The sequence below is a fragment of the Streptomyces lincolnensis genome, from assembly GCF_021173675.1.
GTDB lineage: Bacteria > Actinomycetota > Actinomycetes > Streptomycetales > Streptomycetaceae > Streptomyces > Streptomyces lincolnensis_B.
Map to the genome: position 1 here is coordinate 1 of NZ_JAIHON010000010.1, position 16,857 is coordinate 16,857.

Annotated in this window: 16 protein-coding genes and 1 pseudogene; 8 read left to right on the plus strand and 9 right to left on the minus strand. The window is 70.4% G+C overall.

The features are described 5' to 3' along the window. The 3 genes from K4B79_RS28975 to K4B79_RS28985 all read right to left on the minus strand — a co-directional run. Positions 1-1,260: AMP-binding protein (locus tag K4B79_RS28975; protein ID WP_232029903.1), on the minus strand; the 1,260-nt coding region annotated here is incomplete at its 3' end. Positions 1,261-1,479: 219 nt separating this feature from the next. Beyond that, positions 1,480-2,391, minus strand: coding sequence for an alpha/beta hydrolase (locus K4B79_RS28980; RefSeq protein ID WP_232029904.1), 912 nt, complete (start codon positions 2,389-2,391; stop codon positions 1,480-1,482). A 472-nt stretch (positions 2,392-2,863) separates the two neighbouring features. Next, the gene (locus K4B79_RS28985) at positions 2,864-3,877 is read right to left on the minus strand and encodes an NADP-dependent oxidoreductase (protein ID WP_232029905.1); all 1,014 of its coding nucleotides are present in this window, start codon (positions 3,875-3,877) and stop codon (positions 2,864-2,866) included. A 126-nt stretch (positions 3,878-4,003) separates the two neighbouring features. Between K4B79_RS28985 and K4B79_RS28990 the strand changes: the two genes are divergently transcribed. After that, entirely contained in the window at positions 4,004-4,477 is a 474-nt protein-coding gene (locus K4B79_RS28990) for a winged helix-turn-helix transcriptional regulator (RefSeq protein WP_232029906.1), read from the plus strand. A gap of 33 nt (positions 4,478-4,510) precedes the next feature. Here K4B79_RS28990 and K4B79_RS28995 read toward each other — a convergent pair whose 3' ends face one another. Further along, entirely contained in the window at positions 4,511-5,110 is a 600-nt protein-coding gene (locus tag K4B79_RS28995; RefSeq protein WP_232029907.1) for a CGNR zinc finger domain-containing protein, read from the minus strand. A 68-nt stretch (positions 5,111-5,178) separates the two neighbouring features. Here K4B79_RS28995 and K4B79_RS29000 point away from each other — a divergent pair, with 68 nt between their 5' ends. Beyond that, positions 5,179-6,069, plus strand: coding sequence for an alpha/beta fold hydrolase (locus tag K4B79_RS29000; RefSeq protein ID WP_232029908.1), 891 nt, complete (start codon positions 5,179-5,181; stop codon positions 6,067-6,069). An 18-nt stretch (positions 6,070-6,087) separates the two neighbouring features. Here K4B79_RS29000 and K4B79_RS29005 read toward each other — a convergent pair whose 3' ends face one another. After that, positions 6,088-6,720: a TetR/AcrR family transcriptional regulator gene (locus K4B79_RS29005; RefSeq protein WP_232029909.1), complete on the minus strand. Its 633-nt coding sequence runs from the start codon at positions 6,718-6,720 to the stop codon at positions 6,088-6,090. A 114-nt stretch (positions 6,721-6,834) separates the two neighbouring features. Between K4B79_RS29005 and K4B79_RS29010 the strand changes: the two genes are divergently transcribed. Then, complete coding sequence (locus tag K4B79_RS29010) at positions 6,835-7,995, plus strand: saccharopine dehydrogenase NADP-binding domain-containing protein (RefSeq protein ID WP_232030518.1); 1,161 nt, start codon at positions 6,835-6,837, stop codon at positions 7,993-7,995. Between the two features lie 169 nt (positions 7,996-8,164). Further along, positions 8,165-9,577: a dihydrolipoyl dehydrogenase gene (gene lpdA, locus K4B79_RS29015; RefSeq protein ID WP_232029910.1), complete on the plus strand. Its 1,413-nt coding sequence runs from the start codon at positions 8,165-8,167 to the stop codon at positions 9,575-9,577. Positions 9,578-9,598: 21 nt separating this feature from the next. Here the strand turns inward: lpdA and K4B79_RS29020 are convergent, their stop codons facing one another. Both K4B79_RS29020 and K4B79_RS29025 read right to left on the minus strand, forming a co-directional pair. Beyond that, on the minus strand, positions 9,599-9,937 hold the full coding sequence (locus K4B79_RS29020; RefSeq protein WP_232029911.1) for a thioredoxin family protein: 339 nt from the start codon (positions 9,935-9,937) through the stop codon (positions 9,599-9,601). A gap of 123 nt (positions 9,938-10,060) precedes the next feature. Continuing rightward, complete coding sequence (locus tag K4B79_RS29025) at positions 10,061-11,200, minus strand: helix-turn-helix domain-containing protein (RefSeq protein WP_232029912.1); 1,140 nt, start codon at positions 11,198-11,200, stop codon at positions 10,061-10,063. 86 nt (positions 11,201-11,286) lie between these two features. On the opposite strand from K4B79_RS29025, the gene K4B79_RS29030 reads away from it, so the two are divergent. Beyond that, positions 11,287-12,342, plus strand: coding sequence for a ferredoxin reductase (locus tag K4B79_RS29030; protein ID WP_232029913.1), 1,056 nt, complete (start codon positions 11,287-11,289; stop codon positions 12,340-12,342). 7 nt (positions 12,343-12,349) lie between these two features. Next, positions 12,350-13,468 carry a fatty acid desaturase family protein gene (locus tag K4B79_RS29035; RefSeq protein WP_232029914.1) on the plus strand — a complete coding sequence of 373 codons (1,119 nt, stop codon included), beginning with the start codon at positions 12,350-12,352 and terminating at the stop codon, positions 13,466-13,468. A 144-nt stretch (positions 13,469-13,612) separates the two neighbouring features. Here K4B79_RS29035 and K4B79_RS29040 read toward each other — a convergent pair whose 3' ends face one another. After that, on the minus strand, positions 13,613-14,521 hold the full coding sequence (locus K4B79_RS29040; protein WP_232030519.1) for a CocE/NonD family hydrolase: 909 nt from the start codon (positions 14,519-14,521) through the stop codon (positions 13,613-13,615). On the opposite strand from K4B79_RS29040, the pseudogene K4B79_RS29045 reads away from it, so the two are divergent. Together K4B79_RS29045 and K4B79_RS29050 are read left to right on the plus strand one after the other, a co-directional pair. Continuing rightward, positions 14,514-15,200 (plus strand): annotated as a pseudogene (locus K4B79_RS29045) (acyl-CoA dehydrogenase family protein); the annotation flags it as partial. The gene K4B79_RS29040 and the pseudogene K4B79_RS29045 overlap by 8 nt on opposite strands. Next, complete coding sequence (locus tag K4B79_RS29050; protein WP_232029915.1) at positions 15,197-15,967, plus strand: SDR family NAD(P)-dependent oxidoreductase; 771 nt, start codon at positions 15,197-15,199, stop codon at positions 15,965-15,967. The pseudogene K4B79_RS29045 and the gene K4B79_RS29050, both read left to right, overlap by 4 nt. 20 nt (positions 15,968-15,987) lie before the next feature. Here the strand turns inward: K4B79_RS29050 and K4B79_RS29055 are convergent, their stop codons facing one another. Continuing rightward, positions 15,988-16,836, minus strand: coding sequence for an ABC transporter permease (locus tag K4B79_RS29055; protein WP_232029916.1), 849 nt, complete (start codon positions 16,834-16,836; stop codon positions 15,988-15,990). Positions 16,837-16,857 lie beyond the last annotated feature (21 nt).

A 16,857-nucleotide genomic window follows, 5' to 3' on the forward strand; every position in this document is an offset into this window, starting at 1 on the left:
TCCGGGCAGCGGGAGGGTGGGGGAGCCGGGCTTGAGGGGAGCGGTCTCGATGCCCACCGGGTTGGCGACGATGGGCCAGCCGGTCTCGGTCTGCCACCAGTGGTCGATCACCGGGATGCCCAGCAGGTCGCTCGCCCAGTGATAGGTCTCGGGGTCGAGGCGCTCACCGGCGAGGAACAGGTGGCGCAGGCCGCTCAGGTCGTGATCCGCGGTGAGCGTTCCCCGCGGGTCCTCCTTGCGGATGGCCCGGAAGGCGGTGGGCGCCGTGAACAGGGTCTTGACCCGGTGCTCGGCGGCCACGCGCCAGAACTGGCCCGCGTCCGGAGTGCCGACCGGCTTGCCCTCGTACAGGACGGTCGTGGCTCCGGCCAACAGGGGCGCGTAGACGATGTAGGAGTGCCCGACGACCCAGCCGACGTCGGAGCCGGTGAACATGGTCTCGCCCGGGCCCACGTCGTAGACGGCGCCCATCGACCAGTGCAGGGCAACCGCGTAACCGCCGCAGTCCCGCACGACTCCCTTGGGTTTTCCGGTCGTTCCGGACGTGTAGAGGATGTAGAGGGGATCGGTGGCGGGCACGGGAACGCAGTCGGCCGGGGACGCGGCGGCGACCAGATCCGCCCAGTCGAGATCGTCGGGCCCCAACCCGGCTGTTTCCTGCGGGCGTTGCAGGATCACGCTCTTCTGCGGTTTGTGGACGGCGAGTTCGATCGCCCGGTCGAGCAGGGGCTTGTAGGCGATGACCCGCTTGCCCTCGATGCCGCAGGAGGCGGAGACCACGACCTTGGGGGCCGCGTCGTCGATGCGCAGGGCGAGTTCGCGCGGGGCGAACCCGCCGAAGACGACCGAGTGGACCGCGCCGATCCGTGCGCAGGCCAGCATCGCGACAGCCGCTTCGGGGACCATCGGCATATAGATCACCACCCGGTCGCCGTGGCCCACGCCGAGCCCCGCGAGCGCTCCGGCGAAGGCCGCCACCTCGTCCCTCAACTGCGCGTAGGTGTAGGTGCGCCGGGTGTCGGTGACGGGTGAGTCGTAGACGAGCGCGGGCTGTTCGCCGCGGCCGGCTTCGACGTGCCGGTCGAGCGCGTTGAAGCAGACGTTCAGCCGACCGTCGGGAAACCAGCGGTGGAACGGTGCGCCCGAGGAGTCCAGGGCGCGTCGCGGAGGGACATCCCAGTCGATGGCCTCGGCCGCCTTCAGCCAGAAGCTCTCCGGGTCTTCGGTGCTGGCGCGGAAGACATCCTCGTACGTTCCCATCGCGCGCACTCCTTTGTGGCATCAAGGGACGGTCGTGTTGCTCCGTGCGGAACGGTGTCGGACACAAGTACCGCATGGTGCGCCCGGCATGGTCGAGCAGGGTGCCGCGGACCGGCGGACCGGCGGACCGGCGGACCGGTCACCGGTATCGAGGTGGTGCGGCGGCCTGGCGGGCAGGCCTGATGTCAGGCGCCGCTTCCGCTCACGCGCCGCTCCCGCTCACGCGCCGAGGTGTTTGCGCAGCCACTGGCCCATCTGCCCGATGGCCTGGTCCACCTCGGGTACGCGGCCGGCGCCCAGGACGAACGAGTGCTGCCCTTCGGGCATCGCGTGGGTCTCGGTGGTGACCTTGAAGTCCGCGAGGCGTCGGCCGAGTTCGGCGCCGTCGTCGGCGAGGGTCTCGTACTCGCCGTAGTGGACGAGCGTGGGCGGCAGGCCGGTCAGGTCGGCGTGCACGAGGCTGATCCGCGGGTCGGTGAAGTCCACGGCGGGGTCCTGCAGCCAGGCTCCTCGGAAGAGTTCCAGCGTGCCCCGGCTGAGCATCTTGTCGTTCGTCTCGTTGGCGTCCACCGCAGGGTTCCGGAGCGTGAGGTCGGTCCAGGGAGAGACGCTGACGATCGCACCGGGCGTGGCCTCGCCCTTGGCGATCAGGCGCAGCGGCAGCATCACGGCGAGCGTGCCGCCGATCGAGTGGCCCGTGCTGCCGATGTTCCGGGGCTCGTACCCCTGGGAGAGCAGCCACCGGTAGGCGGCCTCGGCGTCGTCGAGCTGCGCCGGATAGGGGTGTTCGGGGGCCAGGCGGAAGTCCACGACCAGCGAGCGGGCGCCGGCCGCCTTCGCGATGTGGCCCGCGGCCTTGCGGTCGGAGTGCATGGAGGCCGTGACGGACCCGCCGAAGTGGAAGTGCAGCAGCGCGCGGTCGGGGTCGGCGCCCTCGGGGATGGCCCAGAGGGCGGGGACGCCGCCCGCGTCCACCTCGGCGTACGTGACGCCTTCCGGCTCGGTCGACGCCTTGTGGTTGGAGTCGACGATGTCGCGGATGACGGCCAGGTCGAGGCCGGGTGTCGACGACTTCGCGCTCACGCTCGCGAGGAACTCCGCGAACTGGTGGGCCTCTGGGCTTACTCCCATGGTCGTGCTCCTTCTCGGGTGGGTGCCGTGCGGGGTGCCGCGGCAGCCGGGTCTACGTGGTGGGCCTGACGCTACTCGCTGAGTATAGAAAAATAAACTCAGTAGGACGAGGTCGGAAATGGACAGGCGGCTGCTGGAGGGAACGCCGATGGTGAGAGCGAGATCGAAACCGGACGGCGCGGGGCGAGCCGCCGTGTCGCGGTGATGAGGTCGACCTGGAGTCCGGGGCGTCGACGGCGAGTTGGGGCACGTGATGGCCACGACAGCCAGGTCCGCGGGGACGGGGTGACGAGGTGACGAGCCGTGCCTGATCCGCGAGGGCGGCCTCGCCCCCTGGAGTCCGCCTCGTCCAGACCTGCAGATCGCTCCCGGGATCTGGGGCGGCAGGGCACAGCTTGCGCGGGCGTCCACAGCCGCGCGCCGCGCTGTGCCGCGGGCGAGTCGGAACGGAGGGGCCGTTGTCGGCCGCGTCTCAGTCGGTGTCGGGCGCGATGGAGACCACGACCTTGCCGGCCTTGGTGCGGCCCTGCTCGACGTATGCCGTCGCTTCGAGCGTCTGGTCGAAGGGGAAGGTGCTGTCGATGACCGGGCGGAGCTTCCCGCTGTCGTAGAGTGCGCCGAGCTCGCGCAGCTGGGAGCCGTTGGCCTGCATGAAGAGGAACTGGTAGCGCACGCCCAGCGCCTTGGCCTGCTTGCGGATCTTGCGGCTGAGGGTGTTCATGACCAGGCCCAGGACGGAGGGGGCGCCGAGCTGCTCGGCGAAACCGGCGTCGGGCGGGCCGACGACACTGATGGCCAGGCCGCCGGGCTTCAGTACGGTCAGTGACTTCTCGAGGTTCGCCCCGCCCAGGGAGTCCAGCACCAGGTCGTAGCCCGAGAGCACCTGGGAGAAGTCTTCCTTGGTGTAGTCGACGACGACGTCGGCGCCGAGGCTCCTGACCAACTCCTCGGACCTGGTGTTCGCGGTCGTCGCCACCGTGGCGCCGAGGTGCTTGGCGAGCTGAATGACCGTCGACCCGAGGCCGCCGGCTCCGGCGTGGACGAGCACCTTCTGCCCCGGCTGCACGTGCGCGCGCTCGACGAGGATCTGCCAGGCGGTCAGGGCCACCAGCGGCACCGCGGCCGCCTCCTCCAGGGAGAGTGAGGCCGGCTTGGGGGCGACATCGTCCGCGTCGATCGCGATGTACTCCGCGAAGCCGCCGATCCGCAGGTCGCGCGGGCGGGCGTAGACCTCGTCGCCGACCTCGAAGCCGCGTACGGCGGAACCGACCCGCGTCACGACGCCGGCCACGTCGTGACCGAGCACGAACGGGCGCTTGTACTTCAGGAGCTGCTTGAACTCCCCGTTGCGGACCATCTTGTCCAGCGGGTTGACGCTGGCGGCGCCCACTCTGACCAGGACGTCGCGGTCTCCGACGGTGGGCTCGGCTACTTCTGCGGCGCGGACGCCGTCCTTGCCGTACTTCTCGACGACGAACGCCTTCATGCCGGTTGCCTTTCCGAGGGTTGATTCGTTGCCCGTGACGCTACACTCTGAGTATAGGAAAGTAAACTCAGATGAGGTTGGAATCACCCCATGGATGCAACGGCCGAAGCTCTGCAGGACGCCGGCGTGGACCTCCGTCTCGACCGGGACGCGTCGAACTGCTCGATCGCCCGGACCCTCGAGGTCGTGGGGGAGAAGTGGACGATCCTGATCCTGCGCGAGGTCTATTACGGCTCGTCCCGTTTCGGCGAGTTCGAACGCGTCCTCGGCTGTCCTCGCAATCTCCTCGCGGCGAGACTCCGGATGCTTGTGGAGGAAGGGATCCTGGCCGTCGAGACCTACAAGGAGCCGGGTGCACGGAGCCGGCCGAAGTACGTGATCACCCCCAAGGGGATGGATCTGATCCCGGCCGTGATGGGGCTCCTGCAGTGGGGCGACCGCTACCGTGCCGACCCGGAGGGCCCGGCCATGGTGTCCCGGCACCGTGGGTGCGGCGCGCACGTCGACGCCCGGATCCGCTGCGACCGGGGCCACGCCGTAGAGCCGGTGGACATCGAGAGCATCCCCGGCCCGGCCTTTCGTCTCAGGCCCGCCGAGTGAACCGAGCGCGGTGCTGCGGGGAGCTTTTGGGGCTCAGTCAGTGTGCTCACTTCGTCTGGCCCGGGCCTGGTGGAGGCGGACCTTCGTGCGGTTGCCGCAGCGGGACATGGAGCACCAGCGGCGGTTGCGGGCGGGGGAGCGGTCCAGGAAGCGCAGGGCGCATTCGTCCGCGCCGCAGACGCGTACCCGCCGGATCTCGGCGGACAGGAGCAGGTCGACGGCGTCCTGGGCGATCAGTGCCAGAGCGGCCGAGGCATCGGTGGCGATGCTCGTGGTGCCGGCGGGCTCCAGGCGCCCGTCCGTGACGGCGATCTGCAGGGCGGGCCGAGGAGCCCGCGCCGCTGATCGGTTGAGGAGGGTGATGTCCCCGGACAGGGGCAGCCGGTTGGCGGCGACCGCGAGTACGGCCCGGTCGACCGTCTCGCGCAGTCGTCGGCCCGATGGCAGGACGGCGGCAGCGCCGGGGTCCGGGACGTCCGGGGTGAGCAGGCCGGCCCGCTGAAGCCAGAGAGCCAGGTCGGCCGGGTCCCGGAGAGTCTCCTGTGGCGAGGTCCGCCACCGGTGGCGGAGGGTGTTGGTGAAGTCCAGGCAGACCCGCCCGCCGTCCCAGATCCACATGTCGTCCGTTGCCACGCCTCCATTCTGCACGTTAGCTTAACCGTCTAAGACGGTTAGTCATGTCGTGCCGGGGAGGCGCATCGATGGGACAGTCGACAGCGACGACCGGAGTGGCGCAGGTGGACGGGGTCCGCCTGCACTACGTCCGGGCGGGATCGGGCCCCCTGCTCGTGCTGCTCCACGGCTGGCCGCAGACCTCCGACTGCTGGCGGCCGGTGCTGGCGGATCTGGCGGCCGACCACACTGTCGTGGCGCCCGACCTGCGCGGCTACGGCCTGAGTGACAAGCCCACGACCGGTTACGACAAGCGGCGGATGGCCGCCGACATCGCCGGTCTCGTCGAAGCGCTCGGCTTCGAGAAGGCCGCGGTCGTGGGGCACGACCGCGGCGCCCGTGTGGCCCACCGCTGGGCGCTGGATCGCCCCGAGCAGGTGGAGCGGTTGGCCGTACTCGACATCGTGCCCACCCGGGAGATGTTCCGTCGCCTGGACGCCTCCCTCGCCTCCGGGTACTGGCACTGGCTGTTCCAGATGCAGCCCGACCTGCCGGAGCGCCTCGTGGGACGCGACGTCCGCGGGTATCTCGAGTACTTCTTCGAGCGCTGGACCTGCAACCGCCACGGACTGACACCCGAAGCGGTCGACGCCTACGTCCGGGCGTTCTCCCGTCCGGGTGCCCTGCGCGCGAGTTTCGACGACTACCGCGCCATGGAGCAGGACGTCGCCCTCGACGACGTCGACGCCGCGGAGGGTCGTCGTCTCACGATGCCGGTCCTGGCGCTGTGGGGTTCCGTGGGGCTGCCCTCCCGCCTGCCGACGCTGGAAATCTGGCGCGAGTACGCGGACAACGTCACCGGTGCCGAGATCCCGGAGTGCGGCCATTTCATCCCGGAGGAGCAGCCGGCGGCGATGCTGGCGCACCTGCGGCCTTTCCTGGCCGGCGGAAGGGCCGTTCAGCGCGGGTTCCTCGGGTGAGGTCTCGGGGAGGGCGGATCAGCTGCGGGCACTGCTGCTGTCGGCCGCCAGGCCCGACATCAGCAGGGTGATCGCACGGAGGGTCCTGTTCAGGGCGTCCTCCCGGTCTGTCGCGGCGGCGATGATCTGGTTGCCCTCGCACAGGCCGGCCAGCAGCAGCCGGGCGACCGTGGCGACGGGAACGTCCGGTTGCAGTTCACCGCGTTCGGCCAGAACGGTCAGCAGCCCTTCGATCGGGGGCTGGGCGACGGTGTCGTTCATGTGCCGGTACTGCTTTCCGAGGACCGAGGGTGCCTGGGAGAACAACTCCCGGTGCAGGGGGTCGTCGATGGTCCGCCGCAGGAAGGCGTGCGTGAGGTCGGCCACCGCGGTCATGGCGGGTCGGTCCGGCCCGGTCGCGCGGATTGCCTCGGACGTCGCGTCGCCCAGGGCGCCGACCTGCTGAAGCAGTTCGGTGTAGAGCTCGGCGAACATCGCCTTCTTGTCCGGGAAGTGGCTGTAGAAGGTGCCCTTGCTCACCCCCGCCGCCCCGGTGATGGCCTCGACCGACGTGTCCGCGAACCCGTTCTTCACGAACAGCCGGCGCGCGGCCGTCACCAGGTCCGCCCGGGTCTGCTCCGCATACATCTGACGTCGGTTTGGCCCTCGCACGCGCACCATCGTATATTCAATGACCCGAGGTCAGTGAATGACTCACGGTCAGTCGATGGTTGTCGTGACGATGCCCTCCGGAAGGCAGGCGGAGCCGTGGAAAAGCGCAGGGTCGTGTTGCTGGGTGCGACGGGATACACCGGGCAGCGTGTCCTCCGGGAACTGCTCGCACGAGGGGAGAAGCCGACCTTGGTCGGGCGGAGCCGGACCAGGATGCTGACCCTGGCCGACCGCTTCGAGGCGGATCTACCGGTGGCCGAGGTCGACGTCACCTCGACGGCCGACCTCACGCGCCTCCTGGACTCCGGCGATGTCGTCGTCTCCACGATCGGGCCGTTCATGCGGCTCGGTACGGCGGCGGTCACGGCTGCCGCGCGGGCGGGGGCGCACTACCTCGACTCCACGGGGGAGGGGGCCTTCGCCCGCCGTGTCCTCCTTGAACTGGACTCCGTCGCCACCGCCCGGGGAGCGAGCCTCGTGCCCGCGTTCGGCTACGACTACGTGCCGGGCAACCTCGCCGGCGCACTTGCCCTGACGCGGGCGGGCGAGCGGGCGCGCCACGTGGAGACCGGCTACTTCATCACGCGTTCCGGACACGGGGACGAACTGCGCTACCGCAGTTCCCTGCGCGACGCGTACACCCTGACCACGCCAGGCACACGTCGGACGCTGGTCGCTGCGGCGGCCGAGGACGGGTTCGCCTACCGCAGCCCGCGTCCCTGGGCCACCGCCCGTGTGGTCGACGAACGCGTCGGCAAACGGGTGCGTACCTTCCATTACGGCGACGTGAAACGTGCGGCCATGACCGTCCCGGGCACGGAGCATCTCGGACTGCCGGAGGCCTTCCCCCAGTTGGAGAGTGTCGAGGTGGGCCTCGGGTGGTTCGGACGGTGGACGCGCCCGGTGCAGATCGCCGCCACGATCCAGGCACCCTTGTTGCGCTCGGCGAAGGTGCGGGCCGCCCTGGAGCGGTGGTCCGAGCGGCTCCCGGGATCGCGGCGCGAGCCGGACCCCGACGGCCGATCCCTGGTCATCGCGGTCGCCCGCGACAGTCAGGGCCGGCCCCTGGCCACGGCGGCCCTCACCGGACCCGATCCGTACGAGATGACGGGATCCCTCCTGGCGTGGGGCGCCGCCCACGCGGCACAGCCGGATGCCGTTCTCAAGCCCGGTGCGCACGGCCCGGTCGCCGCCTTCGGCCTCGACACTCTGTGTCTCGGGGCCGCCGAGGCCGGAGTACACGAAGTCGACGGGGCGTCGGCCCGCCGTCGATGATGACTGAGCGGGCATAGATCACCGCGCCGCGACGCTGAAGCCGACGTCCGGGAAGCCGCTGCCGAGGTGGTGGACCGTACGGTCGCCGGCCTTTTGGTGAACAGAGTGTTCGATCGGGAGTGCGTCCGCCCCTCGCGGGCCGGCCGCCCCAGTGGAAAGGAAGCCGTCCATGGACGAGCAGGGTGAGCACTTCGACGTCGTCGTACTCGGCGCGGGACCCGGCGGATATGTGGCCGCCATCCGTGCCGCCCAATTGGGCAAGCGCGTCGCGGTGGTCGAGGAGAAGTACTGGGGCGGCGTCTGCCTGAACGTGGGCTGTATCCCCACCAAGGCCCTGCTGCGCAACGCCGAGCTCGCGCACATCTTCACGCGCGAGGCGAAGACCTTCGGCATCAAGGTCGAGGGTGAGGTCTCCTTCGACTACGGGGAGGCCTTCCGCCGCAGCCGGAAGGTCGCGGACGGCCGGGTCAAGGGCGTCCACTACCTGATGAAGAAGAACAAGATCACGGAAATCAGCGGTCGCGGCACCTTCCTCGACCCGCACACGCTCCAGGTGGCCGACTACGACGGCAACACCCGCACCATCGGCTTCGATCACTGCGTCATCGCCGCCGGGGCGAGCCCCAAGCTGCTGCCCGGCACCCGCCGTACATCGCGCGTGGTGACGTTCGAGGAGCAGATCCTCACCGAGGACCTCCCGCAGTCGATCGTCATCGCGGGCGCCGGCGCGATCGGCGTCGAGTTCGCGTATGTCCTGCACAACTACGGTGTGCAGGTCACGATCGTGGAGTTCCTGGACCGGATCGCCCCGCTGGAGGACGTCGAGGTCTCCGCCGAACTGGCCAAGCAGTACCGGAAGTTGGGGATCCAGGTGCTGACCTCGACCCGCGTCGAGTCGATCGACGAGTCGGGCGCGCAGGTCCGTGTCACGGTCACCGGCAAGGACGGTGCGCAGCAGGTCCTGGAGGCGGACAAGGTCCTCCAGGCGATCGGTTTCGCGCCGAACGTCACCGGCTACGGCCTGGAGAACACCGGTGTGAAGGTCACCGAGCGGGGCGCGATCGACGTCGACGGCCGCTGCCGCACCTCGGTTCCGCACATCTACGCCATCGGCGACGTCACCGCGAAGCTGATGCTGGCGCACGCCGCCGAGGCGATGGGCGTGGTCGCGGCCGAGACGATCGCGGACGCGGAGACCATGGAGCTGGACTACGTGATGATCCCGCGCTCCACCTTCTGCCAGCCCCAGATCGCCAGCTTCGGCTACACCGAGGCACAGGCCAGGGAGAAGGGCTACGACGTCCAGGTCGCCAAGTTCCCCTTCACCGCGAACGCCAAGGCCCACGGCCTGGGGGACGCGAGCGGGTTCGTGAAGCTGATCAGCGACGCCAAGTACGGCGAACTCCTCGGTGGTCACCTCATCGGCCCCGACGTCACCGAACTCCTCCCCGAACTGACCCTGGCCCAGCAGTGGGACCTCACGGTCCACGAGGTCGCCCGCAACGTCCACGCCCACCCCACCCTCGGCGAAGCGGTCAAGGAAGCCGTCCACGGCCTCGCCGGCCACATGATCAACATGTAGGGGGGGCGCCGCGGCGGCCGCTCAGAGGTGGCCGTCCAGGAACTCCCGTACCTCGGCGGTGGTCATGGGTCCCGTGCCGTGTGCCACCGCCTCTCCCTCCTTCAGCAGCACGAAGGACGGGGCTCCGGTGATCCCGTACCGCTCGGTTGCGGCCGGGCAACGGGTGATGTCGGTGCGGACGGCCGTCAGGCGGCCCGTGTAGTCGTCGGCGATGTCACTCACGACGAGGTCCATCACCCGGCAGGGCTCGATCGCCTTGGGCCATGTCCCGGTGAAGTACGCGAGGACCGGAACCCGGCTCATCCCGAGGATGAAATCGAACTCCGCGTCCTCACGGGGGCGGTGGACCCGCTTCGCCATGGAAGCTCCTGACCTCACGTTCCGTCATTCCCTCCCCATCATCCCTCGCGCGGTGTGCCGGGCCGGCCCGCCGGTCGCCCGGCTGCATGTCCGCCGCGCGTCCGTGGAGGGCCGCAGAACGTGTCAGCCGGCCTGGAGACCGACCGCCAGCGTCAGTTCGAGGACCCGGTGCGGCGACCCGAGATCGGGAAACAGCTCCCGCAGCTGGGACATCCGGTACCGGACGGTCTGGGGATGGACGAACAGCGTCGCCGCCACCTCGTCCCGCCTGCCCTGGTGCAGCAGCCACGCCCGCAACGTCTCCTCCAACCGCAGCGCGGTCGCGTCGGGCAAGGTCCGCAACGGTGCGAGGGCTCGGGCACGCAGGTCGGCGAGCGCGTCCGCGTCGGCGCTCAGCACCAGCTCGGGCAGGTGGTCCTCGGTGTCGCGGATGTCGAGGGAGAGGGAGCGCGCGCGGGCGGCCCGGGCGTAGGAGGCGGACGCGCGCGTCCATGGCCGGGCCGGGCCGACCACGGCCGTACGATCGGTCAACTGCCGCAGCAGATGGGACCGGTCGGCATCGGGGACGAGCAGCACACCGGTGGCGTCCGGCAGATCGTCCAGGACGAGGGTGGTCGAGTCGAGCGCCCGGTAGGCGGGCCGGGCCTGGGCGGCGGGCAGCAGGACCGCGGTCAGCGACACCGGGGGCTGCCACCTGGCCCGTTGAGCGGAGGCCAGCAGCACGTCCGGGCTCGCGCCGGCGAGGAGGTCGCGGGCCAGTTGTTCCAGATGGCGTTCATGAACCCGGCCCCGGGCGGCCAGTTCGTCGGCGTGGCCGGCGGCGCTCGCGGCGGAGAGCTCGTCGATGTAGGCGAAGGTCAGCTCGGCGAACTTGGCGACCTCGGCGGCGGGCAGACCCGCGGGTACGGCACCCGCGGCCAGGCATCGCCAGGCCACACGGGCGCCGACTCGGTAGGCACTGAGCAGGGCGTCCATCGAACGGCCGTCCCGGACCTCGCCGCGGCCCAGCTCGTAGGCCGCGTCACCGGCGTCGCCGCCCGTGGCGTTCCCGCTCGCCAGGTCCAGGTAGTGTCCCAGCGCGGTGCGGACGGCTCGGCGGATGGTGCCGCCCATGCTGCCGGACAGGGCGTTGGCGTAGGAGGGGACCTCGTCGATGATCGCCTGGACGACTTCGTCGGCGGTGGTCCTCAGCGCGGCGCGCAGTGCGGTGACCGTCGTCTCGTCCAGGGCCAATTCGCTGGCCCTGCGGATTGCATGGCTCATGTTTTGTTCCCTGAGAACAGTTCGGTCGACCAGATTCACATCCTGCGGTCAGGATTTTACGCCTTGGGGCGCATCAAGCTGGAGGCATGACGAGTGCAGCCCTCCGCAGCAGGGCGTGGAAACTGCTGGAGATGGTCACGACGCCGCTTCTGCCGTCGGATTACCTCGACCTGGTCAGCCCGCTGCGCGCGGGCGCCGACCTGCGCGGGCGCATCGAGGCCGTGCACCCCGAGACGGGTGACGCCGCGACCCTCGTGATCAGGCCGGGACGGGGCTGGCGCGGCCACACGGCCGGCCAGTACGTGCGGATCGGGGTCGACGTCGACGGGGTGCGCCTGTGGCGTGCCTACTCGCTCACCTCGCCGACGGACCGCCGGGACGGCCGCTTCACGATCACCGTGAAGGCGATCCCGGACGGCAAGGTCAGCAACCACCTGGTCCGCAGAGCGAAACCGGGCACGCTGATCCAGCTCGACCAGGCGACCGGTGACTTCGTGCTGCCGCCGGCCAAGCCCGCCAAGGTGCTCTACCTGACGGCCGGCAGCGGCATCACGCCCGTGATGGGCATGCTGCGCGACACCGAGTTCGACGACGTCGTCATGGTCCACTCCGCGCCACAGCCGCAGGACGTGATCTTCCGCAACGATCTGCACGACCTGGTCGCGGGGAAGAAGCTGCGGCTCACCGAGGTGCACACCGACACGGACGGCCTGCTCGACATCGCCCGTCTCAAGGAGCTCGTGCCCGACTGGGCCGAACGCGAGACCTGGGCCTGCGGGCCCGCGGGTCTGCTCGACGCGGCCGAGAAGCACTGGGCCGAGCACGGCGTCCCCGAGCGCCTGCACACCGAACGCTTCCGCCCCACCATCGTCGCCGCCGGTGACGGCGGCGAGGTCACGTTCAGCACCACCGGCAAGACCGTCGACGCGGACGGCGCCACGCCGTTGCTGGACGTCGGCGAGGAGGCCGGCGTCCTCATGCCCTCCGGGTGCCGCATGGGCATCTGCTTCGGCTGCGTCACACCGCTCAAGGCGGGCGCCGTCCGCGACCTGCGCACCGGTGAGATCACCGAGGCCGAGCCGGGCGTCCTCATCCAGACCTGTGTGTCCGCCGCGGCGGGCCCCTGCGACATCCAACGGTAGGAGCACTTTGACCGCCATCGACCCCACCGCCCACCTGACCGCGGAGCAGATCGAGGAGCTCGGCCGCGAGCTGGACGCGATCCGCGACGAGGTGATCGCCAGTCGCGGTGAGAAGGACGCCGCCTACATCCGGAAGGTCATCTCCGCGCAGCGCACCCTCGAACTCGTCAGCAGGGGCGTGCTGCTGTTCTCGATCTTCCCGCCCGCGTGGCTGATCGGCACCGCCGGTCTGTCCGTGGCGAAGATCATGGACAACATGGAGATCGGCCACAACATCCTGCACGGCCAGTGGGACTGGATGCGGGATCCGAAGATCCACTCCACCACCTGGGAGTGGGACCACGTCTCGCCGGCCGACCAGTGGAAGCACTCGCACAACGAGCTGCACCACACGTACACCAACGTGATCGGCAAGGACAACGACCTCGGCTACGGCATCATGCGCGTCGACGAGGACCAGAAGTGGCACCCGTTCCACCTCGGCCAGCCGCTGTGGAACTTCCTCAACGCCTGCTTCTTCGAGTACGGCATCGCCGCGTACGACCTGGAGCTCGGCAAGAACCTGCACAAGCGCCGCCGCAAGAACCCGGAGTTCCGCGCGCGGGCCAAGGCGGTGGGCCGCAAGATCCGCAAGCAGGTGCTCAAGGACTACGTGATCCACCCGCTGCTGTCGGGCCCGTCGTTCCTCCCCACGCTCGCCGCCACGTTCACCGCGAACCTGGTCCGCAACATCTGGTCCCACTCCGTGATCATGTGCGGGCACTTCCCCGAGGGCGTCCAGGTCTTCGAGCGCCGGTCCATCAAGGGCGAGACGCGCGGCCAGTGGTATCTGCGCCAGATGATGGGCTCGGCGAACATCAGCGGCAGCAAGGCCATGCACTTCATGACCGGCAACCTGTCGCACCAGATCGAACACCACCTGTTCCCCGACCTGCCGAGCAACCGGTACGCCGAGGTCGCCGTGAAGGTGCGCGCGCTGTTCGAGAAGTACGAGCTGGAGTACGTCACCGGGCCGCTGCCCAAGCAGGTCTTCTCCGCGTGGCACAAGGTCGTCCGGCTCTCGCTGCCGAACAAGAACCCCAAGGTCGAGACTGCGGACCGCGAGCGGGAACTCGTCGCGGCCTGAAGCCCGGTATCGGTCCGGATCGACGTCAGCAGTGGAGCCGACGCAGGTGGGGCCAGGCCTGCGGGCCGACCTTGCCGTCCACGGCCAGGTCGGCCGGCGCGCGGCGGCGAGTGACCCGGAGGCGGCGAAGCGGGCGCCCGGCCCTCACCCGGACGGCGTCGGCAGGATCACGCGGGACACCGCGCCGGTGTCGTGGTGGACGGTGTGCGTGCACGGCCGCAACTCGCTTCCGGTGCCGGGCGGTTCACCGGTGCCCTCGTTGCGTGCGTACCGCGGATGACAACCGCCGGCGATCAGCAGACGTATCCGATGTCCGGCCTTCACCTCGTGTGCGCAGGCGTCCAGCCGTACGCGCACGGTCTGCACCTGGTCGAGGGGCGAGGTGGGATCCACGCGGATGAGCCCTTCGGCGACATTGCGTGAGACGCCTTTGAGGCCGACGTCGCAGAGCCGTACGAAGACATCCGCGTGCGGGTTGCTCCTGGTGTGCGCCACTTCGACCACGGGCGTTCCCATGATCTCCAGCGGTGCGCTCAGCGGCTCGGTGGTGAAGGTGAGCACATCGGGGCGGCTCTCCAGGGAGGCGTTGTCCTTGACTCCGGCGTCGGGGGTGAGCAGCGGGCCGCCGAGAGTCGGCGTGGGGTGCGCCGGGTCGTAGACGAACGTGGACGGCGCGCCGCCGCTCGGCTCGTCGGCCGCCAGCCTGCCGCCCGACCGGAGGTGGCGGACGGTCTCGGCCGCCGCCGGTGGCCAGTCGGCCAGCTGTCGACAGACGCCCTGCCCGGTGACGTACACCTCGACGGGAGGTGCGGACCGTGGGCGAGCGGGCCCCTCCTCGGCCAGGTGGGTCTCCAGCCATTCGAGATTGCCGCGGAGCAGACGCCCCATGCCCTTCTGGCCCAGTTCGTTGTGGGCCCACGGGCCGACGGAGAGCGAGACGTCGACCCCACGGGTACGCAGCGACTCGTACTGGTGCAGGGTCTGGTCGAGGAAGAGGTCCTGCCAGCAGGCGGTGAGCCGCACCGGGACGTTCGCCCGCTCCAGGGCCCGCACCTCCGTCGACCGCAACCGCGGCGTCTCCTGTTTCCTCGTCCCCGCCGAGGCTCCCGGGCTCGCGGCCGACCCGCCCGAGCGCAAGATGGGGCTGACCGGATCGGCTACGGCGACCGTGCGGTTCGACGACGTCCGGGTCCCCGAGGGCCGGCGTATCGGCGAGGAGGGACAGGGCCTGCCGATCGCCCTCGCCGGGCTGGACGCGGGCCGGCTCGGCATCGCGGCCGTCGCCGTCGGCCTGGCCCAGGGCGCCCTCGACGACGCGCTCGCGTACGCGAAACAGCGCGAGACCTTCGGACAGCCGATCGCCGGTCACCAGGGAGTGGCGTTCCTGCTGGCCGACATGGAGGCCGCCGTCGACTCCGCCCGGGCCACCGTGCTGGCGGCGGCCCGGCGCAAGGACGCCGGACTGCCGTACGCCCGTCAGGCCAGCATCGCCAAACTCGTCGCCACCGAGGCGGCGATGCGGGTCACCACCGACGCCGTCCAGGTCTTCGGCGGCGCGGGCTACACCCGGGACTTCCCCGTCGAGCGCTATATGCGCGAGGCCAAGGTCATGCAGATCTTCGAGGGCACCAACCAGATCCAGCGCCTCGTCATCAGCCGCCACCTCGTCCGCGCCGGCGCCGAACCCTCCCACCACGTCCTGCGCGGCGCGATCGAGGAGCCCCAGGCATGAACCTCACCGGATCAGCCGCCCTGGTCACCGGCGGCGCCAGCGGTCTCGGCCGAGCCACCGTCACCGCGCTGCTGCAGGCCGGCGCCCATGTGGTCATCGCCGACCTGCCGTCCTCACCGGGGGCCGCCGTCGCCGAGGAACTCGCCGGTGCCGGGCCCCGCGTGCGCTTCGTCCCCTGCGACGTCACCGACCCCGACACCGTGCGGGCCGCGGTGGACGCGGCGGGCGAACCCGGCCCGCTGCGCGTCGCGGTCAGCTGCGCGGGCGTCGCGACGCCCGGCCGCATGCTCTCCCGCGGCGGACCACTCGACCTGGAGGCCTTCGCCCGGGTGGTCGGCGTCAACCTCGTCGGCACCTTCAACGTCTTCCGGCTCGCCGCCCAGCGCATCGCCGAGTCCGAGCCCGTGGACGGCGAGCGCGGCGTCCTCGTCGCCACCTCCTCGGTGGCCGCCTACGACGGTCAGATCGGCCAGGCCGCCTACGCCGCGTCCAAGGGCGGGGTGGCCGCCCTCACCCTCCCCGCCGCCCGAGAACTCGCCCGGCACCTCATCCGCGTGGTCTCGATCGCACCCGGTCTGTTCGACACACCGCTCATGGCGGGACTGCCTCAGGGCGCCCGCGACTGGCTGGCCCGGCAGGTGCCCCACCCCGCGCGCCTCGGCGACCCGGCCGAGTTCGCCGCCCTGGTACGGCACATCGCCGAGAACCCCATGCTCAACGGCGAGGTCATCCGTCTCGACGGCGCCATCCGCATGGCACCTCGCTGAGGAACGAGACGGGACACACGTCATGCGGGTGAGGTGGTGTCCTTGACCCAGGGCAGTGCGAACCGTTCCAGCAACACCAGAGCGAAGTAGAGAAGGATGCTCATCAACCCGATCAGGATGATCGCGGCCCAGGCGGTGGCGGTGTCGCCCACCCCACCGGCCTGCACGATCAGATAGCCCAGCCCGGCCTCACCGGCCTGGAACTCGCCGATCACCGCGCCGATCGCGGCGAGAGGCATGGCCACCTTCAACCCGACGAAGATCTGCGGCAGCGCGGCGGGCAACCGTACCTTCCGGAACGCCTGCCAGCGCGAGGCGTCCAGCGAGCGCACCAACTCGGCCAGGTCCGCCGGAGTCGAGGTGAGACCGGTCGCGGTGGACAGCACGATCGGGAAGAAGCAGAGCAGGAAGACCATGGTCAGGACCGGCTTCTGCCCCCATCCGAGCGCACCCACCAGCAGCGGCCCCAGCGCGATCTTCGGAACCGCGTTGACGGCGACCAGCAGCGGCGTGAACATGCGCTCCAGCACCCGCGAGGCGGCCAGCGACAGTCCGATCAGAACTCCGCAGACGCTGGAGAGGACGAACCCGACAACCGTCTCCAGCGTGGTGTCGCCGGTGTGCTCCAGGAACCGGACCGGGGTCGCGGTGAACGCCGAGAGCACGGCACCCGGCGGAGGCAGGAGGGCCGGGTGGATCAGCTCCAGCACCGACGTGAGCAGCCACCACATGCCGAGCGCGACCAGCAGCCCGGCCGCGGGCAGCAGCACGACACCGACGCCCGTCCTGCGACGTGAGCCGACTCGTGGCACGGGCCCCGGCTCCGGGCCCGCCGTGGGGGACCGCTGCGGCCTCGAGAGTTCGGTCATCCCATCCTTCTCCAGGGCGGC